17 protein-coding genes are annotated in these 18661 nt (G+C 70.9%); 6 read left to right on the top strand and 11 right to left on the bottom strand.

The genetic code is table 11. The features are described from left to right. The 7 genes from FRW57_RS02170 to FRW57_RS02140 form a co-directional block, all read right to left on the bottom strand. Nucleotides 1–1781, bottom strand: a 1781-nt coding sequence (locus tag FRW57_RS02170; protein WP_152185183.1) for a heavy metal translocating P-type ATPase, incomplete at its 3' end; no start/stop codon positions are given. A gap of 8 nt (nt 1782–1789) precedes the next feature. Then, nucleotides 1790–2005, bottom strand: coding sequence for a heavy-metal-associated domain-containing protein (locus FRW57_RS02165; protein WP_152185182.1), 216 nt, complete (start codon nt 2003–2005; stop codon nt 1790–1792). Between the two features lie 52 nt (nt 2006–2057). Next, entirely contained in the window at nt 2058–2339 is a 282-nt protein-coding gene (locus FRW57_RS02160; RefSeq protein ID WP_137121939.1) for a metal-sensitive transcriptional regulator, read from the bottom strand. Between the two features lie 131 nt (nt 2340–2470). Then, entirely contained in the window at nt 2471–3217 is a 747-nt protein-coding gene (locus tag FRW57_RS02155) for a class I SAM-dependent methyltransferase (protein WP_152185181.1), read from the bottom strand. A 38-nt stretch (nt 3218–3255) separates the two neighbouring features. Then, nucleotides 3256–4680: an adenylosuccinate lyase gene (purB, locus tag FRW57_RS02150; RefSeq protein ID WP_152185180.1), complete on the bottom strand. Its 1425-nt coding sequence runs from the start codon at nt 4678–4680 to the stop codon at nt 3256–3258. Between the two features lie 61 nt (nt 4681–4741). Continuing rightward, complete coding sequence (locus FRW57_RS02145; protein WP_137121936.1) at nt 4742–5242, bottom strand: low molecular weight protein-tyrosine-phosphatase; 501 nt, start codon at nt 5240–5242, stop codon at nt 4742–4744. Nucleotides 5243–5270: 28 nt separating this feature from the next. Continuing rightward, nucleotides 5271–6395, bottom strand: coding sequence for an 8-amino-7-oxononanoate synthase (locus FRW57_RS02140; RefSeq protein WP_202911558.1), 1125 nt, complete (start codon nt 6393–6395; stop codon nt 5271–5273). A gap of 150 nt (nt 6396–6545) precedes the next feature. Here FRW57_RS02140 and FRW57_RS02135 point away from each other — a divergent pair, with 150 nt between their 5' ends. Beyond that, entirely contained in the window at nt 6546–7592 is a 1047-nt protein-coding gene (locus tag FRW57_RS02135) for a phosphatase PAP2 family protein (protein WP_152185179.1), read from the top strand. A gap of 21 nt (nt 7593–7613) precedes the next feature. Here the strand turns inward: FRW57_RS02135 and galE are convergent, their stop codons facing one another. Then, a complete protein-coding gene (galE, locus tag FRW57_RS02130) occupies nt 7614–8630 on the bottom strand; it encodes a UDP-glucose 4-epimerase GalE (protein WP_137121933.1) in 1017 nt (338 codons plus the stop codon). Between the two features lie 34 nt (nt 8631–8664). Here galE and FRW57_RS02125 point away from each other — a divergent pair, with 34 nt between their 5' ends. Then, entirely contained in the window at nt 8665–9315 is a 651-nt protein-coding gene (locus FRW57_RS02125) for an MBL fold metallo-hydrolase (RefSeq protein WP_152185178.1), read from the top strand. 89 nt (nt 9316–9404) lie between these two features. Further along, nucleotides 9405–11138, top strand: a complete 1734-nt coding sequence (argS, locus tag FRW57_RS02120) for an arginine--tRNA ligase (RefSeq protein WP_137121931.1) — start codon at nt 9405–9407, stop codon at nt 11136–11138. Nucleotides 11139–11161: 23 nt separating this feature from the next. Here the strand turns inward: argS and paaK are convergent, their stop codons facing one another. From paaK to FRW57_RS02105, 3 genes are all read right to left on the bottom strand, one after another. Beyond that, nucleotides 11162–12475, bottom strand: coding sequence for a phenylacetate--CoA ligase PaaK (gene paaK, locus FRW57_RS02115; protein ID WP_137121930.1), 1314 nt, complete (start codon nt 12473–12475; stop codon nt 11162–11164). Nucleotides 12476–12512: 37 nt separating this feature from the next. After that, nucleotides 12513–12941 carry a hydroxyphenylacetyl-CoA thioesterase PaaI gene (gene paaI, locus FRW57_RS02110; protein WP_238384713.1) on the bottom strand — a complete coding sequence of 143 codons (429 nt, stop codon included), beginning with the start codon at nt 12939–12941 and terminating at the stop codon, nt 12513–12515. Nucleotides 12942–13044: 103 nt separating this feature from the next. Next, nucleotides 13045–14250 (bottom strand): 3-hydroxyacyl-CoA dehydrogenase NAD-binding domain-containing protein, encoded by a 1206-nt coding sequence (locus tag FRW57_RS02105; protein ID WP_238999256.1) that lies wholly within the window; start codon nt 14248–14250, stop codon nt 13045–13047. Nucleotides 14251–14337: 87 nt separating this feature from the next. Here FRW57_RS02105 and paaN point away from each other — a divergent pair, with 87 nt between their 5' ends. The 3 genes from paaN (at nt 14338) to FRW57_RS02090 (ending at nt 18479) form a co-directional block, all read left to right on the top strand. Continuing rightward, a complete protein-coding gene (gene paaN / locus FRW57_RS02100; RefSeq protein WP_152185176.1) occupies nt 14338–16041 on the top strand; it encodes a phenylacetic acid degradation protein PaaN in 1704 nt (567 codons plus the stop codon). 222 nt (nt 16042–16263) lie between these two features. After that, nucleotides 16264–17274, top strand: coding sequence for an isopenicillin N synthase family dioxygenase (locus FRW57_RS02095; protein WP_137121927.1), 1011 nt, complete (start codon nt 16264–16266; stop codon nt 17272–17274). Nucleotides 17275–17378: 104 nt separating this feature from the next. Further along, a complete protein-coding gene (locus FRW57_RS02090) occupies nt 17379–18479 on the top strand; it encodes an NUDIX hydrolase (RefSeq protein WP_238999255.1) in 1101 nt (366 codons plus the stop codon). Nucleotides 18480–18661 lie beyond the last annotated feature (182 nt).

Here is an 18661-nt window from a genome sequence, read left to right as displayed (position 1 = left end):
GCTGCGGAGGTCGGCCGCACCTGGTCGGCGACGGTCAGGGCCGCACGCGCGCTGCCCTCCCAGCCGACGTAGACCGTGGTGCCCGCGCGACGGCCCGAGGCGGTCTGCAGCTCCCCCGGCACGCGGTCGAAGAGGTCGAGCTTGCCCACCGTCACCGGGGTGTCCTTCACGGTGGCGCGGGCGCCTGAGCCGGGGAGGTTGGTGAAGTCGCTGATCGCGGGCACCGACAGCTCACGAGCCGTGGCCGCGTCGACGACCGCCCGGGCGATCGGGTGCTCGCTGCCGGACTCGACGGCGGCAGCCGCCCGAAGTGCGGCGACCGGATCGAGGTTGCCGGCCGCCACCACGTCGACCAGCACCGGCTCGCCGCTGGTGACCGTGCCCGTCTTGTCCAGCACGACGGTGTCGACACGGCGGGTGCTCTCGAGCACCTGCGGACCCTTGATCAGGACGCCCAGCTGGGCGCCGCGGCCGGTGCCGACCAGCAGAGCGGTCGGCGTGGCCAGGCCGAGGGCACACGGGCAGGCGATGATCAGGACCGCCACGGCGGCCGACAGCGCGGCACTGAGGTCGTGACCGGTGACGAGCCACAGCACGAAGGTGACGACGGCGATGCCGAGGACGACGGGGACGAAGACCGCCGACACCCGGTCGGCCAGCCGTTGCACGGGCGCCTTGCCCTGCTGGGCCTGCTCGACGAGGCGGGTGACCTGCGCGAGCGTGGTGTCGGCGCCGATGCGGCGCGCCTCGACGATCAGCCGCCCGTGGGAGTTGACGGTGCCGCCGATGACCTCATCGCCGGGACCGACGTCGACCGGCATGGACTCGCCGGTGACCAGCGCGGTGTCGAGCGCGCTCTGTCCGTCCAGGACAACGCCGTCGGTGGCGACCTTCTCGCCAGGCCGCACGAAGAACTGGTCGCCGACCTGCAGCTGGTCGATGGGGATCCGCTGCTCGGTGGTGACGCGGGTGCGCGGGTCGATCCTGCGCACCGCGACGTCCTTGGCGCCCAGCTGGAGCAGGGACTCCAGCGCGGACTTACCCGACGCGCGGGCGCGCGACTCGGCATACCGGCCACCGAGCAGGAAGGTGGTGACGACTGCCGCGACCTCGAAGTAGAGGTGGTCGGTGAATCCGGTGAGCACGGCCACCAAGGACCAGAGGTAGGCCGCGGTGACACCCAGCGAGACGAGCGTGTCCATCGTGGAGGCCAGGTGCCGCGCGTTGATCGCGGCCGCGCGGTGGAAGGGCAGGGCGGCCCAGAGCACGATCGGTGTCGCGAGCACCAGCTCGATCCACGGAGCGGCAGGGCCGAGGGCGCGGCCGAGCGGCATGACCATGGCGACCAGCACCACGGGCACCGCCAGCGCGAGGGAGACGAGCGCGCGCCGGCGCAGGCTCTCGTCGCCGGCGACAGGGCGCTGCGGGAGCTGGCCGTCGGGGTCGGCATCGGAGGTCCGCGGTGGCCGAACCTGCTGACTGGCGGCACGGCCTTCCTGGGCCGCCGGCCGCGCGCCGTCCGCAGGCCGCGGACCGATGACCGTCGCGCCGTAGCCGGTCTTGCCCACCTCGGCGACGAGGTCCTCCGCGGTCAACGGGTCGGCATACCGCACGTGTGCCTTCTCGGTGGCGAGGTTGACGCTGGCCTCGACCCCGGCGAGCTTGCTCAGCTTGCGCTCGATCCGGGCCGAGCAGGACGCGCACGTCATGCCCGTGATGGCCAGGTCGAGCTCGTGCTCGGTGGCGGGGTGGTTGGCGGTCTGGCTGGCGGTGGTGCCCATCGGAGTCCTCAGGCGGTGGCGGTGTATCCGGCTTCCTCGACGGCCGCGCGCACGGCGCTGGGGTCGAGGGGCGCGGAGCTGGTGATCGTGACCGGTGAGTCGCCGCCGGCGTGCAGGTCGATCGTCACGTCGGTGACGTCGTCGAGTGCCGTGAGCTCCTCGGTCACCGCGCGCACGCAGTGCTCGCAGGTCATCCCCGAGACGGTGACGGTCGTGCTGTTCATGATTCCTCCGGTATGTCGGGTGGTCCGGTTGCGTGGGGTGTCCGCGGCCGGCTCAGCTGCGGACCAGGCGCGCGATGGCGTCCGAGGCCTCTCGCACCTTGACCTGGGCGGACTCGTCGGACTCGCGGGCCGCGTCGACGACGCAGTGACCGACGTGGTCCTCGAGCAGGCCGAGGCTGACCGCCTGCAGCGCCTTGGTGACCGCGCTGACCTGGGTCAGCACGTCGATACAGTAGGTGTCCTCTTCGACCATCTTGTGGATGCCACGGACCTGGCCCTCGATCCGCCGCAACCGCTTGAGGTAGTCGTCCTTGCTGCCGGAGTATCCGGTCACTGCTGCCTCCTGTGGGTCTGAGCGGGTCGGTCGGTGCGTCGGAGCCCGGGGGCGTCCGGCGTGGTCCCACCACTGCCAACCAGCATACCCCTATGGGGTATTTCCGGCCGAATGTGAGGGGGAGTCGGACCTCAACGAGCAGCGAGATCGGCGGGGCGACGCAGCAGGTAGAGCCGGTTGAAGCCGCCGAACGTGCGGACCGCCCGCAGCAGCGTGCAGCGACCGGTCTCGATCAGCTCCGCCTGGAGGAACTCCTCGAACCGGTCGCAGTCAAACCCGAGGTGGGGGCCCCACCCGTCCTGGACCGGCGCGCGGTGGCGCTCGATGTCGCGGCCCAGCGCGACGTCGCGGGCGTACTCCCAGCGGCTGCGCCCCTCGAAGAAGTCGCCGTAAGGGCGCCGGCGCACCAGCGGCCGGCTCAGCAGCTTGAGCAACCCGGGCAGCCGCTTCTCGACGGGGATGCTGACCAGGATCCACCCCTCCGGAGCACAGGACTCGACGATGGTGGTGATCGCGGCGCGGAAGTTGCCGGTGTGCTCCAGCGTCTCGAAGCTCGTGCAGAGCGTGAAGGGTGGCACCGGCGGGATCCGGCCCTTGTTGAGGTTGAGGGCTGCGAACCGCGTGTTGTCCAGCCCCCGCGCCCGGGCGAGCTCGAGCAGCCGGCGATTGCGGTCGTAGCCGACGCAGCGCCACTGCGGCGAGAGGACGCTCGAGCGGACCAGGTCGAGGATGTAGCCGTTCGAGCACCCGAAGTCGGCGTAGCGCCCGGTCTGCGGCAGCGGCAGGGCCTTGAGCTCCTTGAGGATGGCCCGCAGCCGGGTCCGGTGGATGACCGAGACGACGTTGCTCGGGCTGTACGTCGCCTCGTGCACGATCATGTCGCGGAGGTTAGCAGCGCGGCTCACGGTGTCCCGGGTCACTCGGAGGCGCCACGCGGCGCGAGGAAGTCGACCAGGCGAGGTGCCAACCCGACATACGTCTGCGGCGTCAGCTCCAGGAAGCGTTTCTCCACGTCGGCCGGCAGCCCGAGCCCGCGCACGAACTCGCGCAGCAGCTCGCCGTTGATCCGTCGCCCACGGGTGAGCTCCTTGAGCCGCTCGTAGGGGTTCTCCATCCCGGCGACCCCCTGGGCCCCGAGCGCGCGCATCGCGGACTGGATCGGCTCGCCCAGCACCTCCCAGTTGGCCTCGAGGTCGGCCGCCATCGCCTCCGGCACCGCATCGAGCCCGGCCAGGCCGCGGGCGACGTTGTCGATCGCGAGCAGCGAGTGGCCGAACGCCGTGCCGATGTTGCGTTGCATCGAGGAGTCGGTGAGGTCGCGCTGCAGCCGCGACTGCACCAGGGTCGACGCGAGCACATCGAGGAGGGCTGCCGACACCTCGAGGTTGGCCTCGGCGTTCTCGAAGCGGATCGGGTTGACCTTGTGCGGCATCGTCGACGAACCGACCGTGCCCTGACCCCGCACCTGGGCGAAGTAGCCCATCGAGATGTAGGTCCAGACATCGGTGCACAGGTTGTGCAGCACCCGACCGAACCGCGCCACGTCGGCATACAGCTCGGCCTGCCAGTCGTGGCTCTCGATCTGGGTGGTGAGCGGGTTCCACGTCAGGCCCAGGCCCTCGACGAACTCGCGTGAGATCGCGGGCCAGTCCGCGTCCGGCACCGCGGCGACGTGCGCGCCATACGTGCCGGTCGCGCCGTTCAGCTTGCCGAGGTAGTCCGCGCCCCGCACCCGGCGCAGCTGTCGGTCGAGTCGAAACGCGAGGACTGCCAGCTCTTTGCCCATGGTCGTCGGTGTCGCCGGCTGCCCGTGCGTGTGCGCGAGCAGCGGCACGTCACGCAGATCGCGGGCGAGCTCGCCGACCGTGTCGGCCAGTGCGGTCGCACGGGGGAGCCAGACCGCGGTGACCGCGCCGCGCACCATCAGCGCGTAGGACAGGTTGTTGATGTCCTCGCTGGTGCAGCCGAAGTGCACGAGCTCCGGTATGCCGTGTGCCTCCTCGCCGAGGATGCTCGCCAGTCGGCGCTTGAGGAAGTACTCGACCGCCTTGACGTCGTGGACGGTCTCCCGCTCGATCTGCGCCAGCTCGGCGATCTCGTCGGGCCCGAAGTCGTCGACCACGGCACGGAGCCTCGACTGCTGGTCCGGCGTGAGCGCCGGCACGCCGGGCACGACCGCGTGGTCGGTCAGGTGGATCAACCACTCGACCTCGACCCGCACCCGTTCGCGGTTGAGCGCCGCCTCCGAGAGGTGATCGACCAGCGGCGCCACCGCGGCGCGGTAGCGGCCGTCGAGGGCGCCCAGGGCGATCGGGGGTGATGCGTCAGCGAGACGAGCCATGGTCCTCATCCTCCCAGAGGCCGCCAGCAGCCGAACGCCTGCTCCCGGTGACCTGGCCCGGTCACCCCGCGGCGAACCGCTCCCGCACGTGCTCGACGAGACCGCGGCAGGCCCGCTCGACCTCCGCCAGGCAGCGGTCGAAGCCGGCCGCGTCGCCGAAGTAGGGGTCGTCGACCTCGAGCTGGCCCGCGGCGACCGCCTCCGGGTCGAACTCCCGCAGCAGCCGCACCCGCTCCGCCAGGTCGGGCGCGCTGTCCCTCAGCTGCTCCAGGTGGGAGCGGTCCGCGGCGAGGACGAGGTCGTGGTCGGCGACCCAGGCCTGGTCCAGCTGCTGCGCCCGGTGGGTGGCCCCGTCGTAGCCGTGCTGGGTCAGGGCCCGCAGGGTCCGCTCGTCGGCCTCGTTGCCCACGTGCCAGTCGCCGGTGCCGGCCGAGTCCACCTCGACCTGACCCTGCAGCCCCTCGTCCTCCAGCAGCCGGCGCAGGATCACGGCGCCCATCGGCGACCGGCAGATGTTTCCGGTGCAGACGAAGGAGATCCGGTATGGCGAGTGGGTCGTCATGCGCTCATTGAACTCCAGCGCAACCGGGTCACCGGGGCTGGGTGATCTCCGAGAGCACCTTGGCGGCGTGCGCGACATCGATCTCGGTGTGGTTGGCGTGCGCGGTGATCCGCAGCCGCGAGGTGCCGTCCGGGGTGGACGGCGGTCGCAGGCAGCCGACGCGCACGCCGTGCGCGGCACAGATATCGGCGGCCACCAGGGCCTCGCGGGAGCCGGGCAACAGGACCGACATCAACGGCCCGGCCGGTGTCTCGAGACCACAGGCCTCGGCCAGGCGGGCGGTGTGGGCCATGGCCCGCTCCCCCAGCTGCGGCTCGTCCTCGATGACGTCGAGGGCGGCGAGCGCCGCGCCGGCGCTCGCGGGGGCCAGCCCCGTGTCGAACAGGAACGGCCGCGCGGTGTTGACCAGGTGCTCGCACAACATCCGGTGCCCGAGGACGACCCCGCCCTGCGCCGCCAGCGCCTTCGACAGGCTCGCGGTCACCACGACGTGGTCGAGGCCAGCCAGCCCCAGCTGCCGTAGCAGGCCCCCGCCGCGCGGTCCGCGGACGCCCACGGCGTGGGCCTCGTCGACGAGCAGGGTCGCGTCATGGTGGTCGGTGAGCTCGACCAGCTCGGTCAGCGGTGCCGCGTCACCCAGGATGCTGGAGACCGACTCGACCACCACCATCGCGCGGGGAGTGGTGCGCTGCCGCAGCAGCCGTTCGACCGCGTCGAGGTCGCCGTGCGGGAAGACCGCCACCTCGGCGCGCGCCAGCCTGGCCCCGTCGATCAGCGAGGCGTGGTTGTGCGCGTCCGAGATGATCGTGGTGTCGGCTTCCGCGAGCGCGCAGATCGCGCCGAGGTTGGCCAGGTAGCCGGTCGAGAAGACGAGGGCCTGTTCCACGTCGAGGTGGTCCGCGAGGGCCTCTTCGAGCTCGGCGTGGATCGGCAGCGTCCCGGTGATCAACCGCGGCGCACCCGAGCCGGTCCCGAAGTCCTCGACCGCCGCGATCGCGCCGGACTGGACGTGCGGGTGCTGACGCAGACCGAGGTAGTCGTTGCCGGCGAGGTCCAGCTGCTGGTCGTGGGTCTGGACCACGAGACGACGCGTCATGCCACGGGATTCGCGGTCGAGGGCCTGGCGCGCCAGGTCGTCCAGGAACGAGCTCACTCTCCAAGGTTGCCTTATCCTCCGCGTCTCGGCACGGCGGATCCGGTTACCCGTAGGTAGGCGGCGACGCGGCATACCCCTGTCGTCCCTCCCCGGCGCGATCTCCGTGTCCGTGGCGCGGCGCCCGGCGAGGTGACCTATCGTTCAGGGGTGCTGCAGGCAGCCCGGGAGGACCGCAGGTCGGAGCCGGCGACGGGGGACCGCCGCCCGGTCTGGCGTGTCACGAGATGGGTTCTCGCGGTGCTCTACGTCGCGGCGATCGTCTACTTCGTCAGCACCGAGGGCATTCCGCTCGACCGCGGCGCCATCACGTTGTGGATCTTCATCGGGCTCACCATCGCCGTGCTCGGCAAGGGGTGGCGGGCCTGGCTGTGGATGATCCTCGACTGGATGCCCTTCACGCTGGTGATGTTCGCCTACGACTACTCCTACGGTGCGCTCGGCCACTACGCCGGGGGAGTCATGGTCGAGGGGTCGCACAACGCGGTCGGTTTCCCGCTGCACATCCAGGCGCCGGTCACCTTCGACACCTGGCTGTTCGGCGGGGTGCTGCCGAACGCCTGGATGCAGCAGCACTTCTATGTCGCCGGCCAGTCGCACTGGTATGACGCGGCCGCCATCCTCGTCTACATCACCCACTTCATCGCGACCCCGCTGATCGCGATGATCCTGTGGATCACCAACCGTCGTCGCTTCCGCCAGTGGGTCGCGGTGATCGTGCCCCTCGCGGTGGTCGGCATCGCGACCTACATGGTCTACCCGATGGCGCCGCCGTGGATGGCCTACCAGGACGGGGTCATCTCGGAGCCGGTGCACCGGATCACCGGGATCGGGTGGAACCGGCTCGGGCTGGGCGTCGCGGAGCGGATGCTGCACGACGGCCAGGCCCTGTTCAACCCTGTCGCGGCGATGCCGTCGCTGCACATGGGCTTCGCGACGATGGTGGCGCTGTTCTTCATGATCGGTGCCCCGTGGTGGCGCCGGGTCCTGCTCGCGCTGTATCCCCTCGCGATGGGGACGGTGCTGGTCTACTGCGGCGAGCACTACGTCATCGACCTGCTGGTCGGTGCCTTCTACTCGTGCGTGATCATCCTCGTCTGGCGGCTCGTCATCCGCTCCCGGCGGCGACGGGAGACCGGCGAGGAATCCGGTGTCGAGGGCAGCTCGGCAGGCGACCGCGAGCTCGCCCAGGCCTGAGGCGCTCGCGCCACGGTGGCGTCAGGCGTCGGGGTATCCCTCGGGGTTCTGCGACTGCCAGCGCCACTGGTCGGCGCACATGTCGTCGATGGACTTCTTGGCAACCCAGCCGAGCTCGGCCTGCGCCCGGGACGGATCGGCATACGACGTGGCGATGTCGCCGGCGCGCCGCTCGACCACCTCATAGGGAAGCTCCCGCCCGACCGCCCGCTCGAAGGCGTGCAGCAGCTCGAGCACCGAGGTGCCGGTACCGGTGCCGAGGTTCCAGGTGCTGATCGGGTCGTCGGTCCGCGCCAGCCTCGCGAGCGCGGCGACGTGCCCCGCGGCGAGGTCCTCGACGTGGATGTAGTCGCGCACGCCGGTGCCGTCGGGGGTGTCGTAGTCGTCGCCGAACACCCGCAGCTTCTCGCGCCGCCCGACCGCCACCTGGGCGATGAAGGGCATCAGGTTGTTCGGGATGCCGGTCGGGTCCTCGCCGATGGTGCCCGACTCGTGCGCGCCGACGGGGTTGAAGTAGCGCAGCAGCGCGATCCGCATCGTGGGGTCGGCGACGGCGACGTCGCGCAGGATCTGCTCCTGCATCACCTTGGTCCAGCCGTAGGGGTTGGTCGCCGACGTCGGCCGGTCCTCGGTCGCCGACTCCTGGTCGGTGCCGTAGACGGTGGCCGACGAGCTGAAGACCAGCTTGGCCACCCCGTGGCGGCGCATCGCCCGGACGAGGGAGAAGGTCGTGCCGAGGTTGTTCTCGTAGTACTCCAGCGGCTTCTCGACGCTCTCTCCCACCGCCTTGAAGCCGGCGAAGTGGATCACCGCGTCGAGCTGCTCGTGGGCGAAGAGGTGCTCGGTCTTGTCGACGTCGCGCAGGTCGAAGGCCTGGACCGGCAGGTGCCGGCCGGTGATCGCCTCGAGCCGGTTCACCACGGTCGGCTTGGCGTTGGCGAAGTTGTCCACGATGAGGACGTCGTGCCCGGCAGCGATGAGCTGGATGACGGTGTGGGAGCCGATGTATCCGGCCCCTCCTGAGACGAGAACGCGCATAGGGTGACTGTATGACGTGTGCTGGACCGGGCGCGTGACCTCGCGGGTCGAACGGCTCGTCGTCCCCGGGCGGATCGGGGTCGACGGTGACACCTGTGCCCACGACACCAACGTCTGGTGCTGTGGTGACGAACGGGAGTGCGCCGTCATCGACCCCACGGGTGACGTCTCGGCGCTGCTGGAGCTGGCCGGTGCCACGCCGGTCAAGGCGATCCTGGTCACCCACGCCCACGACGCCCACATCAGCGCCGCCGTCGGGCTGGCCGAGGCCACCGGCGGGTTGATCTTCCTGCACCAGGACGACTTCCCGCTCTGGGTCGTGCAGTATCCCTCCCGGCGGCCCGACGTCAACGTCGTCGACGGCATGTCCCTGGTGATGGGTGGGGTTCGCCTGCGCGCACTGCACACGCCGGGGCACACACCCGGCGGCGTGTGCTGGTATGCCCCCGACCTCGGCGTCGTCTTCACCGGCGACACCCTCGGACCCGGCCGGCCCGGCGGCGTCGACCACGCCGACTCCGACTACGACTCGCTGCAGTCCTCGATCCGCAAGAGCCTGTTCACGCTGCCCACCGACACGGTCGTGCACCCCGGCCACGGCGAGGACACCCGCATCGGCTCGGTGCGGTGGGACCCGACCTTCTGGGGTTCCACCGGGCGGTGGCGCCACGACGCGGGCCGCTGACCACCCGCCATACCCGCTTGTTGCTGGGAGAGGGCGTCAGATCTGACGCCCTCTCCCAGCACCAGTGAGCGGATCGATACCGTGAGGCGGTGGCCGACCCTTCGCACCTCCTCGCCGAACGTGTCCGGGCCGGGCTGGGCGCTGCCTTCGGCGCCGAGCTCGCCGACGCGGATCCGGCGATCCGCCCGTCGCAGTTCGCCGACTACCAGGTCAACGCGGCGCTCGCCCTCGCCAAACGGCTCGGCCGGCCTCCCCGCGAGGTGGCGGCAGCCCTGCTCGCGCAGCTGCAGCTCGATGACGTGTGCGCGAGTGTCGAAGTCAGCGGGCCCGGCTTCCTCAACCTGACGCTGCGCGACGAGTGGCTGGGTGGGCAGGTCGAGGGGCTGCTCGCCGACGACCGGCTCGGCGTGGCCCGCGAGGAGCGCCAGGTCATCCCGATCGACTACTCGGCGCCCAACGTGGCCAAGGAGATGCACGTCGGGCACCTGCGCACGACGGTCGTCGGCGACGCGCTGGCCCGGACCCTCGAGCACCTGGGGCACGACGTCATCCGGCAGAACCACATCGGCGACTGGGGCACCCCGTTCGGCATGCTCATCGAGCACCTGCTCGAGGTGGGGGAGGGCTCGAAGGAGGCCGGGTTGCTGCGCTCGGACCCCAACGCGTTCTACCAAGCCGCTCGCGCCAAGTTCGACGGCTCGGCGGACTTCGCGACGCGGTCGCGGGCCCGGGTCGTCGCGTTGCAGGCCGGCGATCCCGACACCCGGCGGCTCTGGCGCGAGCTGATCGCCCTCTCGACGGCCTACTTCAACTCGATCTACGAGCAGCTCGACGTGACCCTCACCGACGACGACCTCGCGGGGGAGTCGACCTACAACGACGAGCTGGCCGGGATCTGCGATGACCTCGAGCGCAGGGGAATCGCCGTGGTCGACGAGGGGGCGCTCTGCGTCTTCCTCGAGGGTTACACCGGCCGCGAGGGCAAGCCGGTGCCGCTGATCATCCGCAAGAGCGACGGCGGATACGGTTACGGCACCACCGATCTCGCCACGATCCGGCATCGGGTGAGGGAGCTGCACGCAGACCGGATCCTCTATGTCATCGGTGCGCCGCAGCACCTGCACCTGCAGATGGTCTACGCCACGGCACGCAAGGCCGGGTGGCTGCCCGACACCGTCGAGCCCGTGCACGTGCAGATCGGCAACGTCCTCGGCAGCGACGGCAAGATCCTCAAGACCCGCAGTGGCGCGCCGATCCGGCTGCGTGCGCTGCTGGACGAGGCCGTGGAGCGGGCCACGGCGGTGGTGGACCAGGCGCGCTCCGACCTCGACGGCGACACCCGCGCCCAGATCGCCCACCAGGTGGGGATCGGCGCGGTGAAGTATGCCGACCTGTCCGTCGCCCACGACAGCGAGTACGTCTTCGACTTCGACCGGATGCTGGCCCTGCAGGGCAACACGGGGCCCTATCTGCAGTATGCCGCGGCGCGAGTCCGCTCCATCTTCCGTAAGGCGGGGGCCGAGCCGGCGTCGGCGACGGGACCGGTCGTCATACGGCACGAGGCCGAGCACACACTGGCGCTGCGGCTGTTGGGCTTCGGGCGGGTGGTGGCGCAGGTCGGCGACGCGCTGGAGCCGCACCGGCTGTGCACCTACCTGTTCGAGCTGGCGCAGTCGTTCATGGCGTTCTACGAGCACTGCCCGGTGCTGGGGGCGGAGGACCCGGTGGTGCGTGCCTCGCGCCTGGCGCTCTCGGCGGCCACGCTCCGGGTGCTGGTGCAGGGTCTCGACCTGCTCGGCGTCCAGGCCCCCGACCAGATGTGACCCCCCGAAGTCGGGACGGGGGGTCAGCCGCGCTGGTCGACGATGCGGCGCGCCTTGCCGACTGACCGCTCGACCCCGCCGGGCTCGACCACGTTCACCTTCGCGGTCGTGCCGATCCGGGACTTGATGTCGTGCTGGAGCCGCCGCGCGATCTCGGCCCGGGTCTCCGGCGCGACGCTCGGCTCCGCCTCGACGTTGACGGTGAGCTCGTCCATCCGGCCCGGGCGCGTCAGCACGCACTGGAAGTAGGGCGTGAGCCCCTCTTCCTCGAGCACGATCTCCTCGATCTGGGTCGGGAAGACGTTGACACCGCGCACGATCATCAGGTCGTCGGTGCGCCCGGTCACCTTCTCCATCCGCCGGAAGGCAGGGCGCGCGGTGCCGGGCATCAGCTTGGTCAGGTCACGGGTGCGGTAGCGCAGCACCGGCATCGCCTGCTTGGTCAGCGAGGTGAAGACCAGCTCGCCGACCTGCCCCTCCTCCACCTGCTCGTCGGTCAGCGGGTTGACGATCTCGGGGTAGAAGTGGTCCTCCCAGACGTGCAGCCCGTCCTTGGTCTCGACGCACTCCTGGGCGACACCCGGACCCATCACCTCGGACAGGCCGTAGATGTCGGTGGCGTGCATGCCCGCTCGCTGCTCGATCTCCTCGCGCATCGCCTGCGTCCACGGCTCGGCGCCGAACACGCCGATCTCGAGCGACGACTCGCGAGGGTCGAGGCCCACCCGCTCCATCTCGTCGAGCAACGACAGGAAGTAGGAAGGGGTGACCATGATCGCGCGCGGCCGGAAGTCGGTGATCAGCTGGATCTGCTTCTCCGTCTGGCCGCCCGACATCGGGATCACCATGCACCCCAGGGCTTCCGCGCCGTAGTGGGCGCCCAGCCCACCGGTGAACAGGCCGTAGCCGTAGGACACGTGCACCCCGTCGCCGGGCACGACTCCCGATGCGCGCAGCGACCGCGCCATCACCGAGGACCAGGTGCGGATGTCCTCCGCGGTGTAGCCGACCACGGTGGGTTTGCCCGTCGTGCCGCTGGAGGCGTGCACCCGGTTGACCTGCTCCCGCGGGACGGCGAACATCCCGAACGGGTAGTTGGCCCGCAGATCGGCCTTGGTCGTGAACGGAAGGATCCGCACGTCCTCGAGTGCCTTGACGTCGTCCGGATGGATCCCCTTCTCTTCGAACGCAGCCCGGTAGTGCGGCACGTGCTCGTAGGCCTGCCGCACCGACCACTGGAGCCGCTCGAGCTGGTGCGCCCGCATCTCATCGAGCGACCAGCGCTCGGCTTCGTCGTAGAGGTCTGGCCGGGGCTCGATGACGGGCAGGTTGCTCATGCCGGGGACTCCTTGCTGTGCGGTCGGGGCGATGGCGTCACGTCCGGGGCGACAGGTTGCGCGACCGGCCGCGGAACTCCGCGATCACCGCGCCATCGGCTTCTCGGGTCACCGTGACGTCGGTGATGCCACTGCGCCCGTATGTCGTCCGCTCGCGGGCGTCGGCCACGAGGACGTCGCCGAGCCGCGCCGAGGTGACGAAAGTGATGTCGCAGCCGGAGGCCACGGTCAGACGGCCGCCCGCGTTGCAGGCCAGCGCGAACGCCGAGTCGCACAGGGTGAAGATCAGCCCGCCGTGCATGATCCGGTGCCCGTTGACCATGGTCTCGGTCACCGGCATCCGCACCCTCGAGCGGCCGAGCGACCCGTCGTGGTCGACCTCCAGGGCCTCCATGCCCAACGACCTCGAGGCGAGGTCGTCCTGCCACATCGCGTGGACGTGCGCGAGGTCCGCGGTCGAGGTCACGCCAGGCTTCCGTCCGTGGCGTCCGTGGCGTCCGTGGCGTCCGTGCCGTCCACGCCGTCCGGGTGCGTTCCTCGACCCTCGGATCCCTGCTTGGCAGCGACTCTCACGCTGTCGTCGCCTCCGTCAGCGCCGCGCTGGCGCGGTAGCGGCCGCCGGGGAAGACCCGGTCCAGCTCGGCCAGCTGCGCCGCCACCACGTCGTAGCCGATCTCCCGCCCCCACTCGAGCGGCCCCTTGGGGTAGTTGGTCCCGAGCTTCATCGCGGTATCGACGTCGTCGGCAGTGGCTTCGCCCCGGGCCACGAGGTCGACGGCCTCGTTCACGAGCATGGCCAGGGTCCGGGCCACGGGGTCGGTGTCCACCGGCCCACCCACGAGCTCCTGGGCGCGCGCCGCGTCGGGTGACGCATCGAGCGCTCGGCCCGACTCGTCATACGTGAAGATGCCCCGCCCACTCTTGCGACCGAGGCGACCCCCGGCGACGAGCTCGCGCTGGAAGTCGGTGGGGGCATAGCGCGGGTCGCGCCCGGTCTGCTCCCAGACGGACGTGCCGACCGCGAGGTTGACGTCCTGCCCGATCAGGTCGGTCAGCTCCAGCGGCCCCATGCGGAAGCCGGCGTACTCGCGCAGGGCGAGGTCGATCGTCGCCGCGTCGGCGACCCCGTTGGCCACCATCCGCTGCGCCTCGCCGTAGAAGGGGCGCGCGACCCGGTTGACGATGAAGCCGGGCGTCGAGGTGCAGTGGACCGGTGTCTTGCCCCACTCGCGCATCAGGGCGTCGGCGGTGCGCAGTGGCGCGCTGCTCGCCTCGTCGTCGTGCTGGTCGCCGCGGATGATCTCCACGAGGCGCATCAGCGGGGGCGGGTTGAAGAAGTGCAGGCCGATGACGCGCTCGGGATCGGGGATGGCGCTCGCGATCTCGGTGATGTCCAGGCTGGAGGTGTTGCTCGCGAGGATGGTGGTGCGCGGCTGGTGGTCGGCCAGCTCGCCGAACAGCTGGCACTTGTCGCCGAGATCCTCCCGGATCGCCTCGATGACCAGCAGGCACGGTGGCAGCGAGGCGAGGTCGTCGGCCACGTTGAGGTTGGCGATCGTGGTGTCCGCCTCGGCGAGGGTGATCTTGCCCTTGTTCGCCAGCCGGTTCAGCGTCGTGGCCAGGCGGTCGCGGGCCGCCTCGGCCGCGCCGGGCATCGTGTCGACGAGGTGGACCGGGTGGCCGCCCTGCGCCGCCACCTGGGCGATTCCCGTGCCCATCGCGCCGGTGCCGACGACGGCGATGTGCTCGAGTTCTGGTTCGTCTGAGGGAGCCATGTGACACATGTTCGCAGACGCGTAGAGTTTCGGTAAGACGAGTTCGGACGACGGACACCTGCCAATCCATGACGCGTGAGGATTCCTGTGACGACCACCGCCACCGTTCACCCCCTGATCGGGAAGCACCGCGAGACGTTGGAGGAGGCGAAGGCCGCACTCGCCGGGCGCACCTACTACTCGCGCTACCCCGAGTCGCCCTCCCCGCGGGTCTACGGCGAGACCGCGGCCAGCGAGGGCAAGACCGCCTTCGAGGGGCGGCTCACGGAGGGCTTCACGGCGCTGGCGGACCAGCCCGGTGACGGGCGCACCGTCGGCAGCGAGGTCTCGCCCTACGGGCCCGAGCTGCGGATCGGCTACCCGCACCTCGACGTGCCCGCCGCGATGGCCGCCGCCCAGGCAGCCATGCCGGTATGGCGTGACGCCGGCGCGCTCACGCGGGCGGCGGTGTGCGTCGAGATCATCGACTCGATCAACCAGCGGTCGTTCGAGATCGCCAACGCCGTGATGCACACCTCCGGGCAGCCGTTCGTGATGAGCTTCCAGGCCGCCGGTCCCAACGCGCAGGACCGCGCCCTGGAGGCGGTGGTCGCGGCGCTCGTCGAGCAGGAGCGGGTGCCGGAGTCGGTCGTGTGGGAGAAGCCGGGCAAGAAGGGCCCGCTGCGGATGCAGAAGGACTACCGGATCGTGCCGCGCGGGGTGGCGCTGGTCATCGGCTGCAACACGTTCCCGACGTGGAACGCCTACCCCGGCATCTTCGCCTCGCTCGCGACCGGCAACCCGGTGGTCGTCAAACCGCACCCGCGGGCGGTGCTGCCGCTCGCGATCACCGTGGCGGTCGCCCGCGACGTGCTGGCCGAGGCCGGATTCGACCGTGCGCTGGTGCAGCTGGCCGCTGAGGACGACGGCGAGGGCCTCGCCAAGGACCTGGTGGAGCGGCCCGAGGTCGCGATCGTCGACTACACCGGTGGGCCCGGGTTCGGCGGGTGGCTCGAGCGGGAGGGCGCCGCGCTCGGCAAGCTCGTCTACACCGAGAAGGCGGGGGTCAACACGATCGTGGTCGACTCGACCGACAACCTGCGGGGCCTCCTCGGCAACCTCGCCTTCTCGCTGTCCCTCTACTCGGGGCAGATGTGCACGGCGCCGCAGAACGTCTACCTCCCGCGGGACGGCGTCGACACCGACGAGGGCCACCTGACGTTCGAGGAGTTCGGCCACCACCTCGGGGAGGCCCTGACCGCGTTCAACGCCGACGACGCCAAGGCCGTCGAGGTGCTGGGCGCCACGGTCAACGACGACGTGCGGGCGCGCGCCACGGACCTGCCCGGGCTGGCCCAGCGGCTCGGTGGCGAGGTGGTGCTCGACACCCGCGCCGTCAGCCACCCGACCTACCCGGATGCCGTGGTGCGAACCCCCGGACTGGTGTCGGTCGACGTGGCCAACGACACGGCATACACGCAGGAGTGCTTCGGGCCGGTCTCGTTCCTCATCTCGACCGACTCGACCGGGCAGTCGCTCGAGCGGATGCGGGACACCATCCGCGAGCACGGAGCCATGACGGCGTCGGTCTACTCCACCTCGGAGCCGGTCCTGGAGGATGCGCGTGAGGCGGCCGCCGATGCCGGGGTCGCGCTGTCGGAGAACCTCACCGCCGGCGTCTTCGTCAACCAGACCGCGGCGTTCAGCGACTACCACGGCACCGGCGCCAACCCGGCGGCCAACGCGGCCTACACCGACGCCGCCTTCGTCGCCAACCGGTTCCGGGTGATCACCTCCCGCCGCCACATCTGACCCGCCCCGGTCGCCCCCCAAGCCGGGACGTCCTGCGTTCTGGTTGCCTGAGCGACCCGTCTGCAGGACGTCCGCTTCTGGCAACCGCCTCCTTCGCCGGGACGGTCTCATGATGTGACCTCGTATGCGCGGGAGTTTCCGATCTTCTAACGTCGGCTTATGCACGTCACAGTTCACCCGACGGACTCGGGGGCGCGCGCAGCCGGGTCGCCTATATCCCTCATGTCCTCCCTGCCGGTGCTCGACCTGAGTCTGGCCGCCGACCGGGCAACCGCCCCGCAGTTCCGCGAGGACCTGCGGCGGGCGACCCACGACTACGGCTTCTTCTACCTGGTGGGCCACGGCATCGACCCTGCGCTGCGCCACGAGCTGCTCGACGTGGCACGGAGGTTCTTTGCCCTGCCGGAAGCCGACAAGCTCGCCATCGAGAACGTGCGCAGCCCCCACTTCCGCGGCTACACCCGTCTCGGAGGCGAGCGGACCAAGGGGCGTCAGGACTGGCGTGAGCAGGTCGACGTCGGCCCCGAGCGCCCGGCCCGGGAGCCCGGGGAGGCCGACTGGGACATCCTCGAGGGGCCGAACCAGTGGCCGCCGGCACTGCCGGAGCTCGAGAAGGTGCTCACCCGGTGGAACGAGACCCTCGGTGGCGTGGCCCTGCAGCTGCTGCGGGAGTGGGCCGAGTCGCTCGGGCAGGACCGGCACGTCTTCGACCCGGCCTTCGCCGATCGTCCCTCCACACTGACCAAGGTGGTTCGCTACCCCGGCCGCCCTGCCGGCGAGAGCGATCAGGGCGTCGGCGAGCACAAGGACTCCGGCGTCCTGACGCTGCTGTTCGTGGAGCCGGGCAAGGCCGGCCTCCAGGTGGAGCGGGACGGTGAGTGGATCGACGCGCCCCCCGTCGACGGCGCCCTCATCGTCAACATCGGCGAGCTGCTCGAGGTCGCCACCGACGGCTACCTCAAGGCGACCGTGCACCGCGTCATCACCCCGCAGCCGGACACCGACCGCATCTCGATCCCGTTCTTCTTCAACCCCGCCCTGTCTGCGCGGATCCCGCGCCTCACCCTGCCCCAGGAGCTCGCCCGGGAGTCTCGCGGGGTCACCGTCGACGCCGACAACCCGATCCACGACACGTATGGCGCCAACGCCCTCAAGAGCCGCATGCGCGCCCACCCCGACGTGGCCGCCCGCCACCACCCCGAGCTCGTCCGCCGGATGGAGCACGGCCGCTGAGCTCGAGCCGGCCACTTCAGTGGCTGAGGCGCCCCTGAGGGCCAGCCCCGCGGTTGCCGCTACCGCCCGGGGTGGCGAGCCGTTCGCTCGCCTAGAGTGCGGACGTGGCCGAACCCTCCGCACCAGGCACCTCGCCGCCGCCGCAGCCGACACTGCGCGACGGTGACGTGACGATCCGGCCGTGGACGTTCAACGACGTCGAGCACGCTCGGTTGCAGCATGACGAGGAGATCGCCTACTGGTTCGGGTTCGACGGGATCGTGCCGTCGGCCGAGACGCAGCGCCAGGCGATCGAGCGCTGGCACGCCTCCTACGCCGACGATCGACGGATCGTCAGCTTCCTGGTCGAGCACCGCGGCGAGGTGGCCGGCGCCGTCGAGGTGCGTCGGCTGGAGGGGAATACCGGACGGCTCTCGTGGGCGGTGTTTCCGCGGCACCGGGGATTCGGCGTCGCGTCACGGTCGGTGCGCCTGCTCATCGGCTACGCATTCGAATCCCTTGGTCTGGCACGTGTCTTCGCCGAGGTAGAGCCCGACAACCTGCCGTCCCTGCGCACCGCAGGACGAGCCGGGCTGCGCCGCGAGGGGGTCCTTCGCGGTGCGGCCGCGACACGGGGCGAGCGGCACGACTACGTCCTGCTCGGGCGCCTCGCGACCGATCCGGAGCCGCAGAGCCGGGACGGGTTTCTCGGCATCCTCAACGCCGCGCTGCCGACCAAACGCGTGATCGCGCAAGGAATCCTGCGCGACGGGCAGGGCCGGGTCCTGCTGTGCGAGCTGACCTACAAGCGGGAGTGGGACCTGCCGGGCGGAGTGGTGGACCCCCTCGAGTCACCCGCACTCGCGCTCGTCCGTGAGATCGCCGAGGAACTGCGGGTCGACGTCCGCCCGACCCGGCTCGCCGCGGTCAACTGGCTGCCGCCCTACCGCGCCTGGTCCGACGCCGTGCTCTTCGTGTTCGACCTCGAACTGGTCGGCGTCACGCCGGCGCGACTGCAGGAGACCGTCACTTTGGAGCGTCGCGAGATCCAGGCCCTCCACTGGTGCACCCTCGACGACGCGGAGGCACACGTGGCGCCCTACGTGATGCGCTTCCTGCGCAGCCTCGATGCGGCCGCGGCCGAGGCACAGGCGGGGACGGGTGCCCGCGACACGCTGTACCTCGAGGACGGTATCGGCGGCACGCTGCAGCCCGAGGGCGGCTAGAGGCACGCTCCGCCCCGCGTTGACCAGAGGGTGTCTTGGGGAGGTCCTGCGGTGTGGTTGTCGGGGCCGCCGGGGCCGCCGGGGCGCAGGACGTCTTGGGGGAGGTCCTGCGGTGTGGTTGTCGGGGTCGCCAGACCGCAGGACGCCCTGGGAGGGGACGGGAGGGGCTGGGCCGTGTCGCT

This window comes from Segeticoccus rhizosphaerae (genome assembly GCF_009192725.1).
Lineage (GTDB): Bacteria > Actinomycetota > Actinomycetes > Actinomycetales > Dermatophilaceae > Segeticoccus > Segeticoccus rhizosphaerae.
The sequence above is the reverse complement of the archived record's forward strand: the minus strand, read 5'-3'. Positions and strand labels throughout refer to the sequence as shown.

Bases quoted from the DNA above. Each gene is read 5' to 3' on its own strand.
- FRW57_RS02165 (WP_152185182.1), bottom strand. From the start codon at position 2,005: ATGAACAGCACGACCGTCACCGTCTCGGGGATGACCTGCGAGCACTGC.
- FRW57_RS02155 (WP_152185181.1), bottom strand. From the start codon at position 3,217: ATGATCGTGCACGAGGCGACGTACAGCCCGAGCAACGTCGTCTCGGTC.
- purB (WP_152185180.1), bottom strand. From the start codon at position 4,680: ATGGCTCGTCTCGCTGACGCATCACCCCCGATCGCCCTGGGCGCCCTC.
- FRW57_RS02145 (WP_137121936.1), bottom strand. From the start codon at position 5,242: ATGACGACCCACTCGCCATACCGGATCTCCTTCGTCTGCACCGGAAAC.
- galE (WP_137121933.1), bottom strand. From the start codon at position 8,630: ATGCGCGTTCTCGTCTCAGGAGGGGCCGGATACATCGGCTCCCACACC.
- paaK (WP_137121930.1), bottom strand. From the start codon at position 12,475: ATGAGCAACCTGCCCGTCATCGAGCCCCGGCCAGACCTCTACGACGAA.
- FRW57_RS02105 (WP_238999256.1), bottom strand. From the start codon at position 14,250: ATGGCTCCCTCAGACGAACCAGAACTCGAGCACATCGCCGTCGTCGGC.
- FRW57_RS02095 (WP_137121927.1), top strand. From the start codon at position 16,264: ATGTCCTCCCTGCCGGTGCTCGACCTGAGTCTGGCCGCCGACCGGGCA.